The following is a 21,122-nucleotide window of genomic DNA, read 5'->3' as shown; positions in this document are numbered from 1 at the left end:
ACACCATGGAAAGGGTGAACACGCTGATCATCGGCAGCGGCTTCGGCGGCGCCGTGATGGCCTGCCGTCTGGCGGAACGGGGCGAGCGGGTGCTGGTGCTGGAGCGGGGCCGGCGCTGGCTGCCGGAGGATTATCCCAGCGTCAGCCAGGACCACTGGTTCTGGGACGAGGACGAGCCGGAAAAACAGAACGGCTGGCTGGATTTCCGCTATTTCGGCGACATGAGCGTGGCCCTGGGCGCCGGCGTCGGCGGCGGCTCGCTGATCTACGCCAACGTCAGCATCGAGCCGCCCGCCCATGTCTTCGAGCGGGGCTGGCCGGAGGCCATCGAGCCGACCACGCTGCGCGACCACTTCCGCACCGTGGGCCGCATGCTCAACGTCCAGACCCTGCCGGACCGGCAGTGGACGCCACGCACCCGCCTGATGCACGAATCCGCCGACCGGCTCGGCCAGGGCCACCGCTTCCGGGTGGTGCCCCAGGCGATCACCTTCGACCCGGACTGGCACGCCGGCCTGGACGACGCCCACGGTTATCACCGGAGCAAGGCCTGGACCAACGACCAGGGCCAGCGCCAGGGCACCTGCGTGCATTGCGGCAACTGCGATCTGGGTTGCCCGGTGCAGGCCAAGAACACCCTGGATCTCAATTACCTGGCCCGGGCCGAGGAGCAGGGCGCCGAGATCCGTGCCCTGCACCAGGTACGCTGGATTCGGCCGCTGGACGGCGGTGAGTACGAGGTCGGCGTGCGCGACCTGGACGCCCGCGCCTGGCGCCGCATCCAGGCGCGCCGGGTGGTGGTCGCCGCCGGCAGCGTCGGCTCCACCGAGCTGCTGCTGCGCTGCCGCGACCAGTACAAAACCCTGCCCCGGCTGAGCCGGGCCCTGGGCCAGGGCTGGACCAGCAACGGCGATTTCATGACCCCGGCGTTCTACGACGACCGGGAGATCCGGCCCACCCGCGGGCCCACCATCACCTCCGCCATCGATTACCTGGACGGCAGCGACCGGGGCGCCCGCTACTTCGTGGAGGACGGCGGCATTCCCGACCTGCTCGGTAACTGGCTGGAGCACGCCGGCCGCCATCCGCGCCTGGCGCGCACCCGCCTGGGCGCCGCGCTGTTGGAGTACGGCCGCGACAGCGACCCGTTCGCCAACATGATGCTGTGGTTCGGCCAGGCGATCGACGATCCGGGCGGGCGGTTCCGCCTGGGACGGCGCTGGTACGCGCCCTGGAAGAAGGACCGGCTGCGCCTGGACTGGGACTACCGGCGCGCCGAGAAGGCGGTGCAGGGCCTGGCGGACCGCCACCTCAAGCTCACCGAGGCCACCGGTGGCGCCGCCATGACGCCGGCCACCTGGCGCTGGTTCAAGAATCTGGTCACACCGCATCCCCTGGGCGGCTGCAACATGGCCGATACCGTGAAACAGGGCGTGGTGAACCACGCCGGAGAAGTGTTCAACTATCCCGGATTGTACGTGGTGGACGGCGCCATGGTACCGCGCGCCCTGGGGCTCAACCCGTCGCGCACCATCGCCGCCCTGGCGGAGCACGCCGCCGCGCACTGGGTATAGAGGCTGACATCATGAGTGACGACAATCGATTCCAGGTGGTGCTGACCGGCGATCTTCTGGGCGGCGCCGACCCCGAGCGGGTGACCGCCAACCTGGCGCGGCTTTTCAAGATGCCCGAGGCCAAGGCCCGGCAACTGCTGGGCGGTGGTCCCCGGGTGGTGAAGAAGGACGCGGACGAGGCCACCGCCCGCAAATTCCAGGTGGCGCTGCGCCAGGCCGGCGCCCACTGTGAACTGAAGCCGGTGAACCCGCCGGCGGCGGCCCCGGAACCGGCGGCGCGGCCCGCCACGTTCGAGGCGCGGGCCCCGGCGGGCGGCGGCTCGAACGTCGAGCCGTCCCCCGTGGGCAGCGCCGGCCAGGACGGCGCGGATCTGGAAACCGTGGGCACCATCCGCACCGGCGGCGCCGGTTTCACCGGTGCTTTCAAGGTGGCGCCGGTGGGCACCGATCTGGATCCCGGCGGCCGGCCGGAACCGGCTCCGGCGCCGGATGTGAGCCATTTGTCCATGGCCGAACCCGGTGCCGACCTGGAGACCCTCAAGCGCGACGAGCCGCCGGTCGCGCCGGACATCAGCCACCTTTCCCTAAGCGACGACTAGTCGGTGGGTGGGATCGGGGTGATCGCGACTAAAGCCGCTCCTACCGCTTTCTTTCCCGCCGTAGGAGCGACTTTAGTCGCGATCCGGCGCGTTAAGCGCCGGCTCTCGGCTCAGCCTTCCGGGCCCTGAAAGTGCAGCAGGATCTCCTCCAGGACGTCGGGAATTCCGGTGGCCATCTGGCGCACCAGCTGGCCGTCTTCCCAGATGGCGTCCAGTTCCGGGTCCTCGTCCAGGCCGGAGATCAGCATCATCGGCAGCAGCCAGTTGGCCATGGTTTCCTCATCATCGTCGTCGCCGAACCAGCGTTCCTCGTGCTCGAACACGGCGCTGAGGAAGCCGGCGCACCAGGAGGCCAGGTCGTTGCCGTCGTCCTCCTTGTAGGGGTCGAGCAGGCAGGGCAGGGTGACCCGCTCGCCGGCCAGGGTGTCGGTGAGCAGGCGGCCACGCAGTTCCTCCAGGGCGGCGGTGACCGGCTCCGGCAGCGTCATTTCCAGCGCCGAGCCGAAGTCCGCCGGGCCGTCGTAGGGGCCCACGGCGAAGCCGCACAGCAGGCCATGGGTTTCCACCCAGGAGGGGGCTTCTTCGCCCTGCTCGGCGAAAAAGCGGGTCACGGTGTCCTTGAGGCTGGGATTGGTGATGGCGGTCATGGGGCCTTCGTGGTTGCCGGTGTCTGAGGCCGCCAGGATACCCGTTCGCCCCGGCGGCGCCCAGCCGTCGCCGGGGCTATCGCATTTCCCGCCGGCAACGCCTAGCATCATTGACTGCAACCCGGAATCAGAAGGAGAAGCGGTCATGCCCTCATCGTCGTTAGCGGATCAGGTGGTCTGGATCACCGGGGCGTCCTCGGGCATCGGCGAGGCGGTGGCGGCGGAGTACGCCCGCTACGGCGCCCGGCTGGTGCTGTCCGCCCGCCGCGAGGCGGAGCTGGAGCGGGTGCGCGCCGGGCTGGTGAACGCCGATGAGCACCTGGTGGTGCCGCTCGACCTGGCCGACGAGACCGCCATGGCGCCGGCCACCGAGAAGGTGCTGGCGCATTTCGGCCGCATCGACCAGGTGGTGCACAACGGTGGCATCTCGCAGCGGGCCCTGGCCCGGGACACCAGCCTGGAGGTGGACCGGCGTCTGATGGAGGTGAACTACTTCGGCACCGTGGCGCTCACCAAGGCGGTGTTGCCCGCCTTTCTGCGCCAGGGCGGCGGCCACTTCGTGGTGGTCACCTCCCTGGTGGGCGAGATCCCCACCCCCAAGCGCTCCGCTTACAGCGCCAGCAAGCATGCTCTGCACGGTTTCTTCGAGGCGTTGCGCGCCGAGGAGTACGACAACGGCGTGCGCGTCACCCTGGTGCTGCCCGGCTTCATCCGCACGCGCCTGTCCTACAACGCCCTGGTGGGCGATGGCCGCGAGCAGGGCACCCTGGACGACGCCCAGGCCAACGGCATGGACCCGGCGCTGTGCGCCCGGCGGCTGGTGGAGGCCGTGCAGCGCGGCCGCGATCAGGTTATCATCGCCGGCCGCGAGGGGGCGGGCGTCTATTTGAAACGCTGGGCGCCGCCGCTGTACCGTCGCGTCATCCGCAAGATCAAGGTAACCTGATGATCGCCGACACCCTGGACGCCAAGCAACGCACCCGCCTGAACAAGCTGCAGAAGAAGCTGCGGCGTGAAACCGGGCGCGCCATCGCCGACTTCAACATGATCGAGGAAGGCGACAAGGTCATGGTCTGCCTGTCCGGTGGCAAGGATTCCTACACCATGCTGGAGATTCTGCGCAATCTTCAGCATTCCGCGCCGGTGCGCTTCGAGCTGGTGGCGGTGAACCTGGACCAGAAACAGCCCGGCTTCCCGGAGCATGTGTTGCCCGACTACCTGGACCGGGAAGGGGTGGCCTACCACATTCTGGAAAAGGACACCTATTCCATCGTCAAGGAGAAGGTGCCCGAGGGCAAAACCACCTGCGGCCTGTGCTCGCGGTTGCGCCGGGGCAGTCTGTACGGCTTCGCCGAGGAAATCGGCGCCAACAAGATCGCCCTGGGCCATCACCGCGACGACATCGTCGAGACCCTGTTCCTGAACATGTTCTTCGGCGGCAAGATGAAGGCCATGCCGCCCAAGCTGCGCAGCGACGACAACAAGAACATCGTGATTCGTCCGCTGGCCTACTGCCGCGAGAAGGACATCATCGAGTTCTCGGATTTCAAGCAATTCCCGATCATCCCCTGCAACCTGTGCGGCTCCCAGGAGAATCTGCAGCGCCAGGCCGTCAAGGCGATGCTCAACCAATGGGACAAGCAGCACCCCGGCCGGGTGGAGAGCATCTTCTCGGCGATCCAGAACGTGGCGCCCTCGCAACTGGCGGACACCAGGCTGTTCGATTTCGAACACCTGGAGGACGGCCAGCAACGCGGCGGCGCCGCCGCCCACAAGCTGGACGTGGTCAACCTGTTCGGCTGACGGTGACCGGGCCGTCACGCCCGGCGCCGTCGATGGCATGATTCACGGCGCGCTTTCCGGTAAAATGCCGCCGCTTTCCGGCCAGCACGCGTTGCCCTGGCCTCGTATCGACTCTCGACCTGAAAGGTAGGAGCACATGACCGATCGCATCCAAAAAGGCGGCCTGGACGTCGCCAAAGAACTCCATGATCTGGTGGCCAACGAAATCGCCCCGGGCACCGGCGTGGATCCGGAGCACGTCTGGGCCGAGCTGGAAAAGATCCTCGACGATCTGGCGCCGCGCAACAAGGCGCTGCTCGCCAAGCGCGAGGACATCCAGAAGAAAATCGATGCCTGGCACCTGGAGCGCAAGGGTCGGAAGATCGATCCGGCGGAATACAAAGCGTTTCTGCAGGAGCTGGACTACCTGCTCCCCGAAGGCGATGACTTCAAGGTAAGCACCAAGAACGTGGACGAGGAATTCGCCCACATCGCCGGCCCGCAGCTGGTGGTGCCGGTGCGCAACGCCCGCTTCGCCCTGAACGCCGCCAACGCCCGCTGGGGCAGCCTCTACGATGCGCTGTACGGCACCGACATGATTTCCGACGAGGGCGGCGCCGAAAAAGGTGGCGCCTACAATCCCAAGCGTGGCGCCAAGGTCATCGCCTACGCCCGGGATTTCCTCGACACCTATTTCCCGCTGGCCAGCGGCTCCCACAAGGACAGCACCGGCTACGCGATCCGCGACGGCAAACTGGTGGTGCGCCTGGAGGACGGTGAGTCCGGCCTGAAGGACGAGAGCCAGCTGCGCGGTTACCGGGGCGACGCCGCCAAGCCGGACGGCGTGCTGCTCAAGCACAACAACCTGCACGCGGAAATCCAGGTGGACGATCAGCATCCGATCGGCGCCGAGGACCCGGCCCACGTCAAGGACGTGCTGCTGGAATCCGCCGTCACCACCATCCAGGATTGCGAGGATTCGGTGGCCGCGGTGGACGCGGAAGAGAAGGTCGAGGTGTACCGCAACTGGCTGGGCCTGATGAAGGGCGACCTGAAGGAATCCTTCGACAAGGGCGGCCGTACCATGACCCGCGCCCTGAACCCGGACCGGGAATACACCGCCCTCGACGGCGGCACCCTGGTGCTGCCCGGCCGTTCCCTGATGCTGGTGCGCAACGTGGGCCACCTGATGACCAACCCGGCGATCCTCCATAAAGGCGAGGAGATTCCGGAAGGCATCATGGACGCCATGTTCACCGTGCTCGGCGCCATGCACGACCTGAAGAAAACCGACGGCGCGCGCAACAGCCGCACCGGCTCGGTGTACATCGTCAAGCCGAAGATGCACGGCCCCGAGGAAGTGGCCTTCGCCGTGGATCTATTCGCCCGGGTGGAAGACGCCCTGGGGCTGGAGCGCAATACCCTGAAGATCGGCATCATGGACGAGGAGCGCCGCACCACGGTGAACCTGAAGGAGTGCATCCGCGCCGCCAAGGACCGGGTGATCTTCATCAACACCGGCTTCCTGGACCGCACCGGCGACGAGATCCACACCTCCATGGAAGCCGGCCCCATGGCTCGCAAGGGCGACATGAAAGGCCTGCCGTGGATCAACGCCTACGAGGCCTGGAACGTGGACATCGGTCTGGAATGCGGCCTCAAGGGCGTGGCCCAGATCGGCAAGGGCATGTTCCCGAAACCGGACGAGATGGCGGAGATGATGGCCACCAAGGCGGCCCACCCGAAAGCCGGCGCCAACTGCGCCTGGGTCCCGTCGCCCACCGCGGCCACCCTGCACGCCATCCACTACCATGAGGTGGACGTGGCGCAAGTGCAGGATGAGCTGGCCGGCCGCGAGCGCGCCTCCCTGGACGACATCCTCACCATCCCGCTGCTCGACCGTGAGCTGAGCGCCGACGAAATCCAGCAGGAGCTGGACAACAACGCCCAGGGCATCCTCGGCTACGTGGTGCGCTGGGTGGACCAGGGCGTGGGCTGTTCCAAGGTGCCCGACATCAACAACGTGGGCCTGATGGAAGACCGCGCCACCTGCCGGATCTCCAGCCAGCACATCGCCAACTGGCTGCACCACGGCATCGTCAGCGAAGAGCAGGTGATGGAAGCCATGAAGCGCATGGCCGAGGTGGTGGACGGGCAGAACGCCGGTGATCCCACCTACACCAACATGGCGCCGGGCTTCGACGGCAAGGCCTTCCAGGCGTCCTGCGACCTGGTGTTCAAGGGCTGCGAGCAACCCAGCGGCTACACCGAGCCGGTTCTGCACCGCCGCCGCCTGGAGCTCAAGGGCGAAGCCTGATTCCTCGGCTTTCCCTCGACCCCTGAAAAGCCCGGCCTCGCGCCGGGCTTTTTTGTGCCCTGGCGCGATGACGGTGGCGCGGGGATTTGGGATATTATCCCTATTCAATAAATTGGAGGATGACGATGGATACGGTACACGCGCGGATGACCAACCTGTTCCTGCAACTGGGTCTGGACGCCAGCCCGGAAGGCATCGAGCGCTTCATCGCCGAGCATTTTCTGCCGGCGGAAGTGAACATCGTCGACGCGCCGTTCTGGAACGACGCCCAGCGCCAGTTGCTGCGCGAGCTGCTCAACAGCGACGCGGAATGGGCGCTGGTGGTCGATCAACTGAACGAATCCCTGCACGAAGAGGACGGCTGATCACGGCTGAAGCCGCTCCCTTGGCCGTGTCCGGCCCGCTGTAGGAGCGGCTTCAGCCGCGATCCGCCCGCTCAGCCCGCCGGGTCGGCCTCCATGCCGGCGGTGACGAACGCGGTCATCTGCCGCAGCACTTCCTCGGAATCCTCCGGGTGGCACACCCCGGGCGCCAGCTGCTCCAGCCGGTGGGTGTCCGAGAACGCGTACATGTAGGCGCCGATCATCAGTGTCACCCGCCAGTAGGCGTCGCGCTCGCTGAGCGAGGGCAGCGCCTTGCGGAACGCCTCCACGAACGCCTGGGTGGACTGGTTGTAGGCCTCGTTACGCAGTTCGTAGGAAATTTCCGGCGGTTCCGTGTGCAGCCGCGCCTGCAGGCGGATGAAGGCGCGTCCGGCGACGCTGCCGCGCAATTCTAGGGTGGGAATCAGGAAGGCGCGCACGATGTCGGTGACGTTCAGGCCGTCCTCGCTTTCCAGCTCGTGGAGCCGCTCCAGTCGCTGATCGGAAATCCGTTTACCCCGGCGCAGGAAGACCTCCTGGAACAGGCCGTACTTGGACCCGAAGTAATAGTTGATCAGCGCCTGGGTGACCTCGGCGGCGTCGGCCACCTCGCGCAGGGTGGTGCCGGCGTAGCCCCGTTCCGCGAACAGCAGCTCGGAGGCGTCCAGGATCCGGTCGCGGACCTGGCCGTTGGAGCCGCCTGGGCGCCCGGGTTTGTTACGGGTCGCCGGCTTGGCGTTTTTCTTGGGCGCGACACCGCGTCGACCCTGGACTTTGGAACTGGGCATGGCTGCTCGGACCGCCGAAATTAATGAAGTGAATAAATAAAGCGACGCCGCGTATTCTAGCGGCGCCGCGTGGAGCGGTAAAACTCAGTCGTCGAGCCGCTCGCGCAGGGTAGCCCAGGGCAGCACGTCGGCGTTTTTCTGGGCCATGTCGAAGAGGTTGGCGTCGTGGGGCCCGAGGGCCCGGTCGCCGACGCAATCCTCCAGCACCAGGGGCCGGAAACCGTGGCTCATGGCGTCCACCACGCTGGCGCGCACGCAGCCGCTGGTGGTGCAGCCGGCCACCAGCAGGCTGCCGACGCCGTGGCCGGTGAGCCAGGCGGCCAGGCCGGTGCCGAAGAACGCCGAGGGCACCGTCTTGCGCACCACCAGCTCACCGCCCGCCGGGGCCAGCGCCGGCACGATGGCGCTGGCCGGATCGGTTTCCTTGAGCCCCAGCAGGCCGGGCACCTTGAGGGTGAAGACATTGGCGTCGGCGTCGTCGTCGGCGAACACGATGCGCGTGTGCGCCACCGGCCAGCCGCGCTCCCGGGCCGCCTCCAGCACCGGCACGGTGGCGGCGATCGCCTCGGGGATGTTGCCACCCCCGAAGCGGTCCGCATCGGCGAAGCCGTTGACGAAATCGACGATCAGCAGCGCCGGCTGGCCACGCAGGCCCAGGGCGGCGCCGAAGCCCTGGCGTTGATAGACATCCTGATCGGAAGGCATGGCGGTCTCCTAGATCGGGCAACCGAGGAAGTCACCGCAGGCGCGGTAAAAGCCTTCCTCGTCGTCCCAGGGCAGCATATGGCCGGCGTTCTCCACCCGGGTGAAACGGGCGTCGGGCAGAAGCGACAGCACCTCGTCGGCGTCCGCGTCGGTGACCACGTCGCCCCGGCCGGCGCCCATCAGCAGGGTAGGCACCGTGACCCGGGGCAGGTCCTGGTGAATGTCGTCGCGCTGGAAGTCCTCGAAGCTTTGCACCACCGCCCGCTCGTCGCAGGTGTGCAGCCACTGGGCGCGCAGGCGCAGTTGCTGCTCGGTCCAGGTGGGGCAGAACTCGCGCATGGCGTCGGCGTCCATGCCGTGCACGGCGGCGCGGATCGAGTCCACGTACCAGGGCAGGTTGGCCGGGTAGGGGCGCCGGCCCGGGCCGGACACCGGCGGGTCCGCCAGGATCAGCCGGGCCAGCGGCAGGTCCGGGTGGCGTCGCGCCATGCGGATGGCGATGCGCCCGCCCATGGAGTGCCCGAGCACGGTGACGTCGTCCAGACCGAGGGCGCGGATCAGCGCCGCCACGTCGTCCGCCTGGGCGTCCAGGCCGTAGTCCAGGTCGTCGCCGGCCTGGCTCAGGCCCCGGCCGCGCACGTCCTGCACATAGGTATCGAAGCGGGCGCCGAAGCGCTCCGCCACGAAGCCCCAGGTGACCGCCGGGCTGGTGATGCCGGGCACGATCACCAGCGCCGGCCCGTGGCCGCCGTAGCGCAAATAGTGCTGACGGATGCCGTTGGCGTGCACCTGGGCGCCGTATTGGTAATGACTCATGGCGTTCTCCTTCAGTAGGCCCCGGACAGCAGGGCGCCGGCGCCGGGCACCACCGGCTCCAGGTCCAGGGCGTTCAACAGGGCGTAGGTGGTGGCGATGGCGGCGGTGATCACCGGCTTGCCGGTCTGCGCCTCGACCCGGGACACCACCGACAGGGACGGCATCTGCACGCAGGCGGACAGCACGATGGCATCCACGTCGTCGGTGTCCAGCTCGCCGACGATGCCGGGCAGGTTGTCCGGACGGTGCCGCGCCACTTCCAGATTGTCGGGGATTTCCAGGGCCCGCCAGGTGCTCACCTGGATGCCTTCGTGCTCGATATAATCCACCACCAGTTCGGTGAGCGGCTTCATGTAGGGCGCCACCAGGGCGACTTTCTTCGCGCCGAGCACCTTGAGGCCGTCCACCAGGGCGCCGGCGCTGGTGATCACCGGCGCCGGCGCGCCGTTGTCCCGGGTCACCCGGGACAGGCGCTGCTGGGATTCGCGGTGGTAGCCGCGGCCCATGGACATGATCGCCACCAGGCAGGCGTAGCCGAGCACGTCCACGCTGGCGTCGCTGAGTTCCAGGGCGCAGCGGTCGGACTCGGCGTCCATGGCGGCCAGTTCCTCCTTCTTCACCGTTTTCATGCGCATGCGGCTGGAATGGAAGGTGAAGCGCTCCGGCCGGATCAGTTGACGGGCGGTGAGCATGGCCGGGATCTCGGTCTCCATGGTGGTGTTGGAGCTGGGCACGATCTGGCCGATGCGATAGGGCGTTTGCATAGCGTCGTTCCTCCCGGTTCAGGCGGTGGCGTCGGCGGTGTCGAAACGGTCCGCGCAGGTGGTGGCGTCGTACTGGTAGATCCACTCGGCGCGGATGCCCACCGCGTTGGGGTCCTTCTTCTGCGCTTCGCGCATGGCCTGATCCCGCCGGCGCAGTTCTTCCGGGGTGGACAGATGGTAGCTGCGGCCGCGTTCGCGGGCCTGGAGCTGCACCTCGGAGGTGCGCGGCCGACGCTCGTTCTCGTAGGCCTGGAGCGCGGCGGGCAGGTTGCCCTGGAAGTGCACCAGGGCCTCGGCCAGCACGTAGGCGTCCTCGATGGCCATGGCCGCGCCCTGGGACAGGAACGGCAGCATCGGGTGGGCGGCGTCGCCGAGCAGGGTGGCGCGATCCGTGGACCAGTGCGCCATGGGGTCGTGGTCGAACAGGCCCCATTTGAAGGTCTGCGTCGGGTCGGTCATCTTGAACAGCCGGATCAGGTTCTCGTGCCACCCTTCGTAGGCGGCCAGCAGTTCCTCGGTGCTGCTCGGTTCGGTCCAGGATTCCTCCACCCAGTCGGCGGTTTCGGTGACGGCGACGATGTTCACCGCCTTGCCGCCTTTCACGTAGTAGGTCACCACGTGGGCCTTGGGGCCCATCCAGAACGCCGCGTTGGGGCCCACGAAGGGCAGCGGATGCTGGTCCACCGGCACCAGGGCGCGCCAGCACATATGACCGGTGAATTGCGGCTCGTCCTGGCCCCACAGGGAGGCGCGCACCGGCGAGTGGATGCCGTCGGCGCCGACGATCAGGTCGGCCTTGAACTGGCTGCCGTCGTCGAAACGGGCCAGCACGCCGTCCTCCTGTTCCTCCACGCCGGTGCAGCGGGCGTTGAAGGTAATGCGGTCGGCGGGCAGGTCCTTGGCCAGGATGCCGTGCAGGTCGGCGCGGTGCACATGGTAGTACTCGGCGCCGAAGTTCACCGGACAGGCCACCTTGAGCGGGGTGCGGAACAGCTCGTCGGCGGTTTCCCAGTTGAGCCCCACCATGGCTTCCGGCAGGAAGCCGATGCGCGCCAGTTCCGCGCCCAGGCCCAGCGCCTTGAGCACTTTCACCGCGTTGGGGGTCATCTGCACGCCGGCGCCCACCTCGCCGAAGGCCGGGGCCTGCTCGAACAGGTGGCAATCGATGCCGCGACGGGCCAGGGCGCGGGCCAGGGCGACACCGCCGATGCCGCCGCCGATGATGCCGACACGAAGTTGATCAGACATGGAATACTCCTTGTTAACTATTCGATTAATTAATTTATAGGGCGGACCGCGCCGCCCGACGGGCACCGCTCAGGCACCCAGATAGGCGTTCAGAACCTCCGGGTCCTCGAGCAGGGTGGCGCTGTCCGCCTCGGTGCTGATCGCGCCTGTCTCCACCACATAGGCCCGGGACGCCACCGCCAGGGCGTTGTGCACGTTCTGCTCCACCACCAGCACGGTGACGCCGTGGCCGTTGATTTCGCGCACCACGTCGAACACTTCGTCGGCCATCTTCGGCGACAGACCCAGGCTGGGTTCGTCGAGCAGCAGCAGACGCGGCTCCGACATCAGCGCCCGGGCGATGGCCAGCATTTGTTGCTCGCCGCCGCTGAGGGTGCCCGCCATCTGCTTGTAGCGCTCGCGCAGACGCGGGAAACGGTGAAAGGCCATGCCCACGCGCTCCTCCACCCGGTGCTTGGAGCTGGTCAGGAAGGCACCCAGCATAAGGTTCTCCCGCACCGTCATGGCCGGCCACACGTGCCGTTCCTCCGGACAATGGGCGATGCCGCCGGCCACCACTTTCTCCGCCGGCAGTCCGGCGATCTCGCGGCCGTCCCAGTGAATGCCGCCCCGGCTCGGTTTCAGCAGGCCGGAGATGGCCCGCAGGATGGTGCTCTTGCCGGCGCCGTTGGCGCCGATCAGGGCCACGGTTTCGCCCTCGGCCACGTCCAGGTCGACGCCGTGCAGGGCGGCGATCTTGCCGTAGGCCACGTGCAGGTCGCGGACCCGCAGCAGGGTCTTGTTGATGGGCGTCTCGGTCATGCTCGTGCCCTCCCCAGATAGGCTTCCACCACCCGCGGATCGTTCTTGACCTCGGCGGGGGCACCCTCGGCCAGCTTGCGGCCGAAATCCATCACCATGACCCGGTCGCTGACGTCCATGACCAGGCTCATGTTGTGCTCGACGATGACGATGGACGGCACCTGTTCGCGGCGCAGATCCTTGAGAATGCCACCGAAGCGCATGGCTTCCTGGCTGTTCAGCCCGGCGGCCGGCTCGTCGAGCATCAGCAGCGTGGGCTTGGCGGCCAGGGCCACGGCCACCTCCAGCAAGCGCAGCTCGCCGCAGGACAACCGGTAGGCCGGCGTATCCAGGCGCCCGCCCAGATCCAGCACCTCGACAATGCGCGCCGCGCTGTCGCGGGCTTCCCGTTCCGCCTTGCGCACCGGCGCGGTGGGAAACAGGGTGCCCAGCAGGCTTTGCTTGGCGCTCAGGTAATGCCCGGCGAGCACGTTCTCGAACACCGTCAGGGGCTTGAGCACATTGGTTTTCTGGAAGCTGCGCACCAGGCCCTGGCGGGCGATCCGGTACGGGCTCTGGCCGGTGATGTCCTGGCCCTGGAACGCCACCTTGCCGGTGGTGGGCGTGTAGAAACCGGTGATCAGGTTGAAGCAGGTGGTCTTGCCGGCGCCGTTCGGGCCGATCAGACCGAACACCTCGCCCCGGTTCACCTGGAAGTCGATGTCCTGCACCGCCTTGATGCCGCCGAAGGTCTTGCTCAGGCCGGCCACGGACAGCAGCGGCGTTTGCGTCGTCGTGTTCATGCCGTGCCTCCCTGGGTGCCGGGCGCGGTGCGGTCGGCGCCGTCGCGCTCACCGGGTTCGCGTCGATGGTTGAGGAAGCCCATCAGACCGTTGGGCAGGAACAGCACCACCGCCATGACGATCAGCCCGAACAGGGACAGGCGCAGCTCCTGCAGCTCACGCAGGTACTCGGTGAGCAGGGTCACCAGCAGGGCACCCAACAGGGGGCCGATCAGGGTGCCCTTGCCGCCGATCAACACCATGATGATCATGCTGATCATGAAGGCGAAGCCGAACACATTGGCGCCCACGAAGGTGATGTAGTGGGCGTAGAAGCCGCCCGCCAGGCCGGCCAGGAAAGCCCCCAGCACGAAGGCGCGCATGGCGTAGACGAACGGGCGGATGCCCACCGACTGCGCCACGAAGCGGTTCTCGCGCACGGTCACCGCAGCGCGGCCGTTGTTGGAATAGACGAAGCGGTAGGCCATGTACAGGGCCACGGCGGTGAGCGCCAGGGCCAGGTAGAAGTAGAACCGCTTGGCCATCAGCGGCGAGGCGTCCGCCAGCAGCGCCGGCTGGGCCACGCCGGACAACCCCATGGGGCCGTTGGTGAAGTCCACCCAGTTGTTGGCGATCAGTCGCAGCACCTCGGCGAAGGCCAGGGTGATGATCACGAAGTAGGGGCCGCGCAGCCGCAGGGTGATGGCGCCGATGGCGGCCCCGAAGATCGCCGACACCACGCCGGCCACCGGAACGGTGGCCCACACCGGCCAGCCCAGCCGCAGGGAGAGCAGGGCGGCGGTGTAGGCGCCCAGCCCCAGAAAGGCGGTGTGGCCCAGGGAGAACTCGCCAACGTAGCCGACGATCAGGTTGAGGCTGGTGGCGAGTATCGCGTAGAGCAGCACCATGACGCCGATGTGCAGCAGATACTGGTTGCCCACCAGCAGCGGAAACACCAGGGCCACCAGCCCCAGCACCAGCAGGGTATTGCGTTCGATTTTCATGCTCAGGCCCTCTCCACCTGGGTCGAAAACAGACCATAGGGTTTGAAGATCAGAGTCAGGATCACGATCAGGAAGCCGATGATGTCCACCGTGCCGGTGGAGATGTAGCCGCCCCACAGGGCTTCGGCCACGCCCAGGATCAGACCGCCGACGATGGCCCCGGCGAAACTGCCCATGCCGCCCAGGATCACCACCACGAAGGCCTTCAGGCTGACCAGCCCGCCGGCGCTCACATGGGTGGAATAGATCGAGCCCAGCAACATGCCGGCGGAGGCCGCCAGGATGGTGCCCAGGGCGAAGGTGCTGGCGTACACCCGGGCGGTGTTGATGCCCGCCAGGCGCGCCGCCATGGCGTCCTGGAAGGTGGCGCGCATGGCGCGCCCCAGGCGGGTGTAGCGGATCACCAGATGGGCGGCCAGGATCAGCGCCGCGCAGGCGGCCACGGCGAACAGCCGCAGCTCGGTGAGCACCACCGGCCCAAGGAACACCGGCTTGTTGGGCAGCGGGCCTTCCACGTTGAGCGGCGCCGTGCCCACCAGCAGCAGGGCGGTGTTGGTGAGAAAGATCGACAGCCCGATGGTGAGCAGAATGCTGGGCTCCTCGCCCTGGTCGCGGACCCGCTCGATCAGGAAGCGGTCGGCGAGCCAGCCGAAGGCGCCCATCACCAGGATGGTGAGCGCCAGCCCGGCGAAGAAGTTCAGGCCCAGCACCGTGGTGGTCAGCCAGCCCATCACCCCGCCGAGCATGTAGAGCTCGCCGTGGGCGAAGTTGACCACCCGCATCAGGCCGAAGATCAGCGTCAGGCCCAGGGCCGAGAGCGCGTAGAACGACCCCGACACCAGACCGTTGGCGATGAATTGGAAAAGCATATCCATGGTTTATTGCCCGTCGTTGTTCTTGTCCGCTTCCGGGTTGTCGATGCGGGTGGTGGCGACCACGTCGATGTCGCCGTCGTGGATCTGCACCAGAACCAGATTGAAGCCGTAGCCCTGGCCCTTGCTGGTGAAGCGGTAGCGGCCGTTGGGTGCCTGATAGTCGGTGGCCTTGAGGCCGCCGAGAATGGCGTCCGCGTCGGTGGCGCCGGCGCGCTCGATGGCGTCCATCATGATGTTCAGGGAGTTGTAGCCGGCGGCGGCGTACTTGCCCGGGGCGTGGTCGTAGGCGGTGGCGTAGTCCTTCACGAACTTCTTGTTGCGCTCGCCGTCCTGGTTGGCCACGTAGGGCACCGCCGCATAGATGCCTTCGGCGGCCTCGCCGGTGATGTTGATGAAGTCACTGGTGGCCCAGGAACCGACGCCGAACACGTCCATGTCGATGCCGAACTGCTTGATCTGCTTGACCAGGGTGGAACCGTCCTGGGTTTCGGCGGCCACGAACACGCCGTCGGCGCCGGAGCTGCGCAGCTTGGTGAGCAGGGTGTAGAAATCGGTGGCGCCGTGGTTGAAGTATTCCACCATGGCGGTGTCCACGCCGTGGGCGGACAGCTCCGACTCAAACGCCTTGACGCTGCCTCGGCCCCAGTCGTCGTTGACGCCGATGTAGGCCACTTTCTTGAGGTCCAGATTGTCCGCCAGCAGTTTCGAGAACGCCTGGCCGAGCAGGGCGTCGGTTTCCGCGGAGCGGAAGAAGTAGGGGTTGCCCTTTTCGGTGAGGCTGGCCTCGGAGGACACGCCGCTCAGGAACGGCACCTTGTATTTGCGCGCCACCGGCATCACCGCCGAGGTGGCGGAGCTGCAGAAGGCGCCGACCAGGGAGGCCACCCGGTCGCGCTGGATCAGCTTCTCGGCGGCGTTCACCGAGTTGGCGGGGCTGCACTGGCCGTCCTCGATGATCAGCTCCACCTGCTTGCCGAGCACGCCGCCGTTGGCGTTGCGCTCCTTGACGGCGAGCCGGGCGCCGTTGGCGTCGGCGGTGCCGTTGTAGGCCACCGAACCGGTGAGGGGCTGGATCAGACCGATCTTTAGGGTGTCTTGCGCCTGGGCCTGGGTGGCGCCCATCAGCGCGGTCGCAATTATTGGAGCCAGAATCAGTTTTCGCATCGCGGTTTCTCCTGTTGAGCCTTGTTGTTAGTGCGACTAATCGACATATTAATTAATCGATTAGTAAATTTACAAGCACGGCAACAGGAATAGCAATAAGCGGGCCACATGGCGGGACGGCCGGAAGCCCCGGAAAAGGGGGCATGACGGGCCTCCGGCGGGGCGGAAATGCCCGATTCCGGTGCGTAACGAAGTATGAATGCGCCCCCGTGGGGCAGGGCGGGGCGGCGGGCGCCGTCCCGCGATCCGGTTCAGCGGCCGCCGATCTCCACCTTTACTTCCAGGGGCAGATCCAGCCGTTCGCTGTGGGTGGCGCCGCCGCTCAGGCCGCGGGCGCCGGTGCGTTCGCTGACGGTGATGGCGCCCAGGGAGCGCCACTGGCCCGGGGTCACCACCAGGGTGGTGTCGGCGCCCTGGGTGCGGGCCACGCCGTCGCCGGCGGGTTCGTCGAAGCGTTGCGCCACGGTCAGCCGCACGCGGCCGTCGCCGGTCATCACCGGGGTGATCCGGATGCCCTGTTTCAAGGTCATCAGGGCCGGGTACTGGGTGCCGGTGAGGGCCACCAGGGTGCCCTGGCTGATGCCGGCGGCGTGGCCGGCCAGGGTGTCGATGCGGTAATCGTCCTGGCGTTGGTGCTGGATCGAGCCGGCGCCGGCGCGCACGCCGTTACGGTCTATGCTGACGCCGCCGCCGCTGCGTCCGCCGTCGGCGCGGCGGCGCAGATGCACGGACACCGTGCGCGGCACCTCCGGCATGTCGCCCAGGGCGGCCAGCACTTGGTCGAAATTGGCACTGGTGGTGCGGATCACGAGCTTGCCCTGGTAGGCGTTCACGTAGCCGCCTTCGGGGAGCAGCGGGCGGATCACCGGTACCAGGGCCTGGGCGTCGGCGCGCTGGATCACGTGGATCGACAGGGCGTCGGCCCGGGCCAGCAGCGGCGCGGCGATCAGTAGCAGCAACAGAGCCAGCGTTCTATGGCCGGGCGTGCATCGACGTCGACTTGGCATGCGCATGGCGATGGTCCCAGGAAAAGGTCGAATTCGCATCATAGCGACAACGGTGCCGGGGTGCATTGACCGGCCCTGGGCCGACCAGGTCAGGGCTCGAGGCGGTCGCCGTCGCGCCAGCGCGCCGGTATCATCTTGCCGTCGCGGTCGCTGATCCAGCCTTCGCCGTTCTCCACGCCATCCCGGTACGGGGTGATGCGTTCCACCCGGCCTTCCTCATCGTATTCGATGAAACGCCCCTGGCGTTTGTCGTCGCGGTACTGGCCCACCAGTCGGGGGTAACCTTCGGGGCTGGTTTCCAGGTATTCACCGTCGCGCTTGCCGGCCTTGAAATGGGCGTGCCTTTGACGTCCTTCATACAATACCTTGAAGGCCTCGCCTTCTTTTTCGCCATTCACGAAGTGGGCCCGGAACACCAGGTTGCCGTCCTCGTCATGGCTCTCCCAGTCGCCGACCGCCTTGCCGTTGCGGTAGTGGCGCTGGTCCAGCAGGGTGCCGTCCGGGGTGGCGCGGGTCCAGTCGCCGTGCAGCTTGCCGTTTACATAATGCGCTTGCTCAATGTTGCCGTTGGTGTCCAGGGTGCGCCAGTCGCCCACCGGCCTGTCGTTCCGGTAACGGCCGGATTCCAGCACTTCGCCGTCGGCGTTTTCGGTGCGCCAGGGGCCGTCCTTCTTGCCCTGTTGATAGTCATGGTAGGTCCAGAGCTGGTGCTCCGGGCCGCCGCGCTTCCGGCTTTCGCCCTGGCGCTGGCCGTTCTGGAACCGTTTCACCGCGATCAGGGTGCCGTCATCGTCGTACTCGCGCCATTCACCGGTGCGCCGGCCATCCTTCATGCGGCCTTCCTCGCGGGCGCCGCTGTACTGGCCGATGATGGCCTTGCCCTGGGCGATCCCGCCGACCAGGTGTTGCAGCTTCACCACCCGGTCGTTGACCAAGCCGATTTTCCACACGCTGTCTTTTTGCGGGTAGCGCAGGTATATGAACCGGGGCGTGCCGTCCGGGTTATGCTCGGCCTTGAGGCGTAGCCATACCGGCGCCTCGTTGTGGAACCGTCCCTGCGCATCGCGCTGGTAGGTGGCTTCGCGGCTCAGGTAGACGCCATCACTGTTCTTGTGCCAGCCCATCAGGATTCCGGGGGCGACATAGGCCTCGTGGGCGAGCGGGTTGCCGTCGCGGTCATAGCGGTTGAAGAGGAAGTCGTAGCGGCCGCCCTTGTAGCGCCTTTCCTCATGGATCTGGCCGCCGTCCTTGCCGCCTCCCTGGCCGTTGACCTTGGAGTAGTAGGCCACCCGCATACCGGTGACGGCGCCGTCCTTGTAGGGCGTCCTGGCCAGCAGATTGCCGTCCTCGTCGTAGTGCTTTTCCACGCCGTGGGGCTTGCCGTGACGGTAGCGGCGAAGCTTATCCACCTGGCCGTTCTCGTGGTAGGAGATGATCTCGCCGTCGAGGCGGCCCTGTTCGTCGCTGTGTCCCTTTTCCTTCAACGTGCCGTCCGGGTAGAGATAGCGCCAGTCGCCGTACCAGTCGGCGTCCTTGTCGGTGCCGGCGCGGGCGCCTTCGGCATAGAGCGCGTCGTTGCTTTGGTAATAGGCCTTGTAGAGGTAGCCGGGGCCGTCCGGATTCTCCGGCAGGGACGTGTCCACATAGAAAAACCGGGCCTGCTCGGTCTTGGCCGGATAGCCATAATCGGTGAAGTAGAGGCGTTCGGCCTGGGCGGCCTGGGCCAGCAGCACGGCGCCGAGCATCAGGGTCAGGTTGCGGGTCCATTGAAAAACACTCATTGCGGCAGCTCCGGCAGGGTGGCCTCGAGGGTTCGGCTCCGTTCGCCATGGGCGCGCAGCAGGCGGACGGACTTCACCGGGCCCCAGAAGCGGAGCACGCCGTTGTCGTCCTCGCCCAGCTCACGCAGGGCCAGGCCGGTATCGTCCAGGGCCTCGTAGTGGGCGGCGTCGCAGTCCTCGCCCAGGGCCACGCCGTTGTCGCCGTCGAACCGGGCGCAACCGGGCTCCTCGCGGGTCAGGATCACGGTCTCCACGCGGGACGGACAGCGCGCTTCGAACGTCACTCGCCGGCCGTAGAAATAGCGGATCTGGTTGTCCTCGGTGCGCAGCTCGAAGCCGGGCCGGGCGTTCTCCTGATCCAGGCCCCGGGCGGTCCAGGTGAAATGCAGCGGGGTACCGTGGTAGTCCGCCTTGCCGGTGGGCACCACGCCGCACAGGCGGAAACCGGCCGGGGCGGTGACCCGCAATCGGTTGCGTTCGAGCCCCTGCGGTTCGATGTTGTCCAGCAGTTTGGCGGTGTCATCGGGGGCTTTTTGCAGGCCCGGCAGTTGGTGCCGGGCGCCGGGTGGATGCAAATCGCCGTCCTCGGGTTGCGGGCGCACCGTCAGGGTCAGGGGCCGGTTGTCCGGCTCCAGTGGGGTAAGGCGCAGCGCCGCGATGTCGCCATCGGCGCGCAGGCTGAGGCGCAGCGGGGCCGGTTTCAGGGACAGGCGCTCAATGAAGGTGGCCGGGCTCTGGTCGGCCTGCTTGATCGGTCGTATGGCGGTGTTCATCGGCAAGGGCCGGCCGTCGGCGTCCAGGGGAACGGCGCGTATTGGTTGGCCGTCCTCCAGGCGCAGATCCAGACGCCGGGCCTGCCAGTCCAGTACCGCCAGGCCGTCGGGAGCCGGGTCGCCTTTGTTCAGGGTAAACGGCTCGCCGGGTGTCCAGACCCGCGCCTCGGCGGTAAGGGTCACCGGCTCGCCGGGCTGAAAGGCTTGCGGCGCGGTGGCGATCAGCAGGTCCCGCCCCAGCTCCATGTCCGCCGGCCCCGGGTCCGCCAGCCGGAAGAAACCATCGCTTTCCGCCAGGCGGTTCAGTACCAGCCCGTCCGGAGCGGCGCCCTGGAAGCCGGTGAAGTGCAATTCCGCCTGCTGCTGCAGCGGCATGGCCAGGCCCCAGTCCCCCCGGGTCATGACCCGGTTCTCCTCGATCCGGTAAAGGAAGCTGTCCTCCAGGCTGTCGAGCAGCGCGTCCATGCCGGCGCGGTCGCGCAGCGGCTTGGTGTCCTCCGGGTCGAGCAAGGGGAACTCGCGGAATTGCCGGGCCTGGTAGTCGGCCTGCATCTCCAGGCGCATCGGGTCCACGTCCCAGTCCCGCACCGGATAGGGGTAATGGCGCTGGCTGATCAGCTGCAAACGCTGCTCGACGAGCACGTCCTGGTCGGCCATGTACATGTCGCTGTGCAGACGCAATGCCTCGGGCATGCCGCTGGGCCAGCGGGCGATCATGCGCGCCCGGCCTTCCACCCGTTCGCCGTTGAGGGTCATGTCGATCAGAACCCGCTCGCCGTCCCGCGCCAGGACGCGGTAGTCGGCCTCGATTTCCGGCAGGCCCCAGAGGGACGCGCTGGCCTGCCAGGTGTCGCCGGGTTGAGGGTCGTCCGGCAGTGGCACGGCGGTGGCGGTGGACTGGTCCAGCAGTTGCTGGACCCTGTCGCCGAAACGTTCCTCCAGTTGTTGCTGCAGGTCCGGGTCGGCCAGGCGGGTTTCGGTCACGCGGCCGTCCTTCACGCGGCTCAGGGTGCCGCTCTCCTGGAATCGGCGGAACGGCTCCGCGCGATCGCCCAGGCGTGACAGGTCGCGGGTATCCAGCTGCCCACCGTCAATGCGCAGCCAGGGCAGGGTGGTGCGCAGCCACAGGCCGCTACCGGCGTCGTCGGCGACCCGGTTGCGCACGATCGCCTGCAGGTTCACGTCGCGACCGTAGTCGCTGCCCGGGGACTTCATGTTCTGGTGGGCGACGAGCAGAAAGTCGTCTTCGTAATCGTCTTTGTCGATGTCACCGCTCTGGCAGGCGCTGAGCAGGAAAAGGCAGAAAAAAGGCAGGAAAAAACGCATAATGACAAACCCTCCCGTAACGCGCCGG

At 67.3% G+C, this 21,122-nt stretch carries 20 protein-coding genes; 6 read left to right on the top strand and 14 right to left on the bottom strand.

Annotation, left to right across the window (positions count from 1 at the left end; all coding sequences use genetic code 11):
* Positions 1 to 5 precede the first annotated feature (5 nt).
* Both HMJ39_RS07070 and HMJ39_RS07065 read left to right on the top strand, forming a co-directional pair.
* Complete coding sequence (locus HMJ39_RS07070) at positions 6 to 1,574, top strand: GMC oxidoreductase (RefSeq protein WP_161385793.1); 1,569 nt, start codon at positions 6 to 8, stop codon at positions 1,572 to 1,574.
* A gap of 11 nt (positions 1,575 to 1,585) precedes the next feature.
* Complete coding sequence (locus HMJ39_RS07065; RefSeq protein WP_161385792.1) at positions 1,586 to 2,173, top strand: hypothetical protein; 588 nt, start codon at positions 1,586 to 1,588, stop codon at positions 2,171 to 2,173.
* A gap of 110 nt (positions 2,174 to 2,283) precedes the next feature.
* On the opposite strand, the gene HMJ39_RS07060 is transcribed toward HMJ39_RS07065, so the two are convergent.
* Positions 2,284 to 2,820 (bottom strand): YecA/YgfB family protein, encoded by a 537-nt coding sequence (locus tag HMJ39_RS07060; protein WP_161385791.1) that lies wholly within the window; start codon positions 2,818 to 2,820, stop codon positions 2,284 to 2,286.
* A 145-nt stretch (positions 2,821 to 2,965) separates the two neighbouring features.
* Here HMJ39_RS07060 and HMJ39_RS07055 point away from each other — a divergent pair, with 145 nt between their 5' ends.
* The 4 genes from HMJ39_RS07055 (at position 2,966) to HMJ39_RS07040 (ending at position 7,284) form a co-directional block, all read left to right on the top strand.
* On the top strand, positions 2,966 to 3,766 hold the full coding sequence (locus HMJ39_RS07055) for an SDR family oxidoreductase (RefSeq protein ID WP_161385790.1): 801 nt from the start codon (positions 2,966 to 2,968) through the stop codon (positions 3,764 to 3,766).
* Positions 3,766 to 4,623, top strand: coding sequence for a tRNA 2-thiocytidine(32) synthetase TtcA (gene ttcA, locus HMJ39_RS07050; protein ID WP_161385789.1), 858 nt, complete (start codon positions 3,766 to 3,768; stop codon positions 4,621 to 4,623). Before HMJ39_RS07055 ends, ttcA begins: the two co-directional genes overlap by 1 nt.
* A 136-nt stretch (positions 4,624 to 4,759) precedes the next feature.
* Positions 4,760 to 6,919 carry a malate synthase G gene (locus tag HMJ39_RS07045; RefSeq protein ID WP_194296752.1) on the top strand — a complete coding sequence of 720 codons (2,160 nt, stop codon included), beginning with the start codon at positions 4,760 to 4,762 and terminating at the stop codon, positions 6,917 to 6,919.
* A gap of 125 nt (positions 6,920 to 7,044) precedes the next feature.
* Positions 7,045 to 7,284, top strand: a complete 240-nt coding sequence (locus HMJ39_RS07040; protein WP_194296751.1) for a DUF2789 domain-containing protein — start codon at positions 7,045 to 7,047, stop codon at positions 7,282 to 7,284.
* Positions 7,285 to 7,355: 71 nt separating this feature from the next.
* Here the strand turns inward: HMJ39_RS07040 and HMJ39_RS07035 are convergent, their stop codons facing one another.
* From HMJ39_RS07035 to HMJ39_RS06975, 13 genes are all read right to left on the bottom strand, one after another.
* Entirely contained in the window at positions 7,356 to 8,069 is a 714-nt protein-coding gene (locus HMJ39_RS07035; protein WP_194296750.1) for a TetR/AcrR family transcriptional regulator, read from the bottom strand.
* Between the two features lie 84 nt (positions 8,070 to 8,153).
* Positions 8,154 to 8,774: an isochorismatase family protein gene (locus HMJ39_RS07030; protein WP_194296749.1), complete on the bottom strand. Its 621-nt coding sequence runs from the start codon at positions 8,772 to 8,774 to the stop codon at positions 8,154 to 8,156.
* A gap of 9 nt (positions 8,775 to 8,783) precedes the next feature.
* Positions 8,784 to 9,590, bottom strand: coding sequence for an alpha/beta fold hydrolase (locus HMJ39_RS07025; RefSeq protein ID WP_194296748.1), 807 nt, complete (start codon positions 9,588 to 9,590; stop codon positions 8,784 to 8,786).
* Positions 9,591 to 9,601: 11 nt separating this feature from the next.
* Complete coding sequence (locus tag HMJ39_RS07020; protein ID WP_161385783.1) at positions 9,602 to 10,354, bottom strand: maleate cis-trans isomerase family protein; 753 nt, start codon at positions 10,352 to 10,354, stop codon at positions 9,602 to 9,604.
* An 18-nt stretch (positions 10,355 to 10,372) separates the two neighbouring features.
* Positions 10,373 to 11,602 (bottom strand): FAD-dependent monooxygenase, encoded by a 1,230-nt coding sequence (locus tag HMJ39_RS07015; protein ID WP_161385782.1) that lies wholly within the window; start codon positions 11,600 to 11,602, stop codon positions 10,373 to 10,375.
* 69 nt (positions 11,603 to 11,671) lie between these two features.
* Positions 11,672 to 12,403, bottom strand: coding sequence for an ABC transporter ATP-binding protein (locus HMJ39_RS07010; protein WP_194296747.1), 732 nt, complete (start codon positions 12,401 to 12,403; stop codon positions 11,672 to 11,674).
* Positions 12,400 to 13,185 carry an ABC transporter ATP-binding protein gene (locus HMJ39_RS07005; RefSeq protein ID WP_161385780.1) on the bottom strand — a complete coding sequence of 262 codons (786 nt, stop codon included), beginning with the start codon at positions 13,183 to 13,185 and terminating at the stop codon, positions 12,400 to 12,402. Before HMJ39_RS07005 ends, HMJ39_RS07010 begins: the two co-directional genes overlap by 4 nt.
* Positions 13,182 to 14,168: a branched-chain amino acid ABC transporter permease gene (locus HMJ39_RS07000; protein WP_194296746.1), complete on the bottom strand. Its 987-nt coding sequence runs from the start codon at positions 14,166 to 14,168 to the stop codon at positions 13,182 to 13,184. The genes HMJ39_RS07005 and HMJ39_RS07000 overlap by 4 nt, the downstream gene beginning before the upstream one ends.
* Positions 14,169 to 14,170: 2 nt before the next feature.
* The gene (locus HMJ39_RS06995) at positions 14,171 to 15,043 is read right to left on the bottom strand and encodes a branched-chain amino acid ABC transporter permease (protein ID WP_194296745.1); all 873 of its coding nucleotides are present in this window, start codon (positions 15,041 to 15,043) and stop codon (positions 14,171 to 14,173) included.
* Between the two features lie 3 nt (positions 15,044 to 15,046).
* Entirely contained in the window at positions 15,047 to 16,207 is a 1,161-nt protein-coding gene (locus tag HMJ39_RS06990; protein ID WP_194296744.1) for an ABC transporter substrate-binding protein, read from the bottom strand.
* Between the two features lie 251 nt (positions 16,208 to 16,458).
* Complete coding sequence (locus HMJ39_RS06985) at positions 16,459 to 17,166, bottom strand: hypothetical protein (RefSeq protein ID WP_194296743.1); 708 nt, start codon at positions 17,164 to 17,166, stop codon at positions 16,459 to 16,461.
* Positions 17,167 to 17,303: 137 nt separating this feature from the next.
* On the bottom strand, positions 17,304 to 18,995 hold the full coding sequence (locus tag HMJ39_RS06980) for a toxin-antitoxin system YwqK family antitoxin (protein ID WP_194296742.1): 1,692 nt from the start codon (positions 18,993 to 18,995) through the stop codon (positions 17,304 to 17,306).
* The gene (locus HMJ39_RS06975) at positions 18,992 to 21,094 is read right to left on the bottom strand and encodes a hypothetical protein (protein ID WP_194296741.1); all 2,103 of its coding nucleotides are present in this window, start codon (positions 21,092 to 21,094) and stop codon (positions 18,992 to 18,994) included. The genes HMJ39_RS06980 and HMJ39_RS06975 overlap by 4 nt, the downstream gene beginning before the upstream one ends.
* Between the last annotated feature and the right edge of the window lie 28 nt (positions 21,095 to 21,122).

The sequence above is a fragment of the Alloalcanivorax profundimaris genome (assembly GCF_015265435.1).
Classification (GTDB): Bacteria; Pseudomonadota; Gammaproteobacteria; order Pseudomonadales; family Alcanivoracaceae; genus Alloalcanivorax; species Alloalcanivorax profundimaris.
This window is presented reverse-complemented; position numbering and strand designations above follow the sequence as displayed.

Bases quoted from the DNA above. Each gene is read 5' to 3' on its own strand.
- HMJ39_RS07065 (WP_161385792.1), top strand. From the start codon at position 1,586: ATGAGTGACGACAATCGATTCCAGGTGGTGCTGACCGGCGATCTTCTG.
- HMJ39_RS07000 (WP_194296746.1), bottom strand. From the start codon at position 14,168: ATGAAAATCGAACGCAATACCCTGCTGGTGCTGGGGCTGGTGGCCCTG.
- HMJ39_RS07060 (WP_161385791.1), bottom strand. From the start codon at position 2,820: ATGACCGCCATCACCAATCCCAGCCTCAAGGACACCGTGACCCGCTTT.
- HMJ39_RS07035 (WP_194296750.1), bottom strand. From the start codon at position 8,069: ATGCCCAGTTCCAAAGTCCAGGGTCGACGCGGTGTCGCGCCCAAGAAA.
- HMJ39_RS06975 (WP_194296741.1), bottom strand. From the start codon at position 21,094: ATGCGTTTTTTCCTGCCTTTTTTCTGCCTTTTCCTGCTCAGCGCCTGC.
- HMJ39_RS07005 (WP_161385780.1), bottom strand. From the start codon at position 13,185: ATGAACACGACGACGCAAACGCCGCTGCTGTCCGTGGCCGGCCTGAGC.
- HMJ39_RS07025 (WP_194296748.1), bottom strand. From the start codon at position 9,590: ATGAGTCATTACCAATACGGCGCCCAGGTGCACGCCAACGGCATCCGT.
- HMJ39_RS07045 (WP_194296752.1), top strand. From the start codon at position 4,760: ATGACCGATCGCATCCAAAAAGGCGGCCTGGACGTCGCCAAAGAACTC.
- HMJ39_RS07070 (WP_161385793.1), top strand. From the start codon at position 6: ATGGAAAGGGTGAACACGCTGATCATCGGCAGCGGCTTCGGCGGCGCC.
- HMJ39_RS07030 (WP_194296749.1), bottom strand. From the start codon at position 8,774: ATGCCTTCCGATCAGGATGTCTATCAACGCCAGGGCTTCGGCGCCGCC.
- HMJ39_RS07015 (WP_161385782.1), bottom strand. From the start codon at position 11,602: ATGTCTGATCAACTTCGTGTCGGCATCATCGGCGGCGGCATCGGCGGT.
- HMJ39_RS06995 (WP_194296745.1), bottom strand. From the start codon at position 15,043: ATGGATATGCTTTTCCAATTCATCGCCAACGGTCTGGTGTCGGGGTCG.
- HMJ39_RS06980 (WP_194296742.1), bottom strand. From the start codon at position 18,995: ATGAGTGTTTTTCAATGGACCCGCAACCTGACCCTGATGCTCGGCGCC.
- ttcA (WP_161385789.1), top strand. From the start codon at position 3,766: ATGATCGCCGACACCCTGGACGCCAAGCAACGCACCCGCCTGAACAAG.
- HMJ39_RS07055 (WP_161385790.1), top strand. From the start codon at position 2,966: ATGCCCTCATCGTCGTTAGCGGATCAGGTGGTCTGGATCACCGGGGCG.
- HMJ39_RS06990 (WP_194296744.1), bottom strand. From the start codon at position 16,207: ATGCGAAAACTGATTCTGGCTCCAATAATTGCGACCGCGCTGATGGGC.
- HMJ39_RS07020 (WP_161385783.1), bottom strand. From the start codon at position 10,354: ATGCAAACGCCCTATCGCATCGGCCAGATCGTGCCCAGCTCCAACACC.
- HMJ39_RS07040 (WP_194296751.1), top strand. From the start codon at position 7,045: ATGGATACGGTACACGCGCGGATGACCAACCTGTTCCTGCAACTGGGT.
- HMJ39_RS07010 (WP_194296747.1), bottom strand. From the start codon at position 12,403: ATGACCGAGACGCCCATCAACAAGACCCTGCTGCGGGTCCGCGACCTG.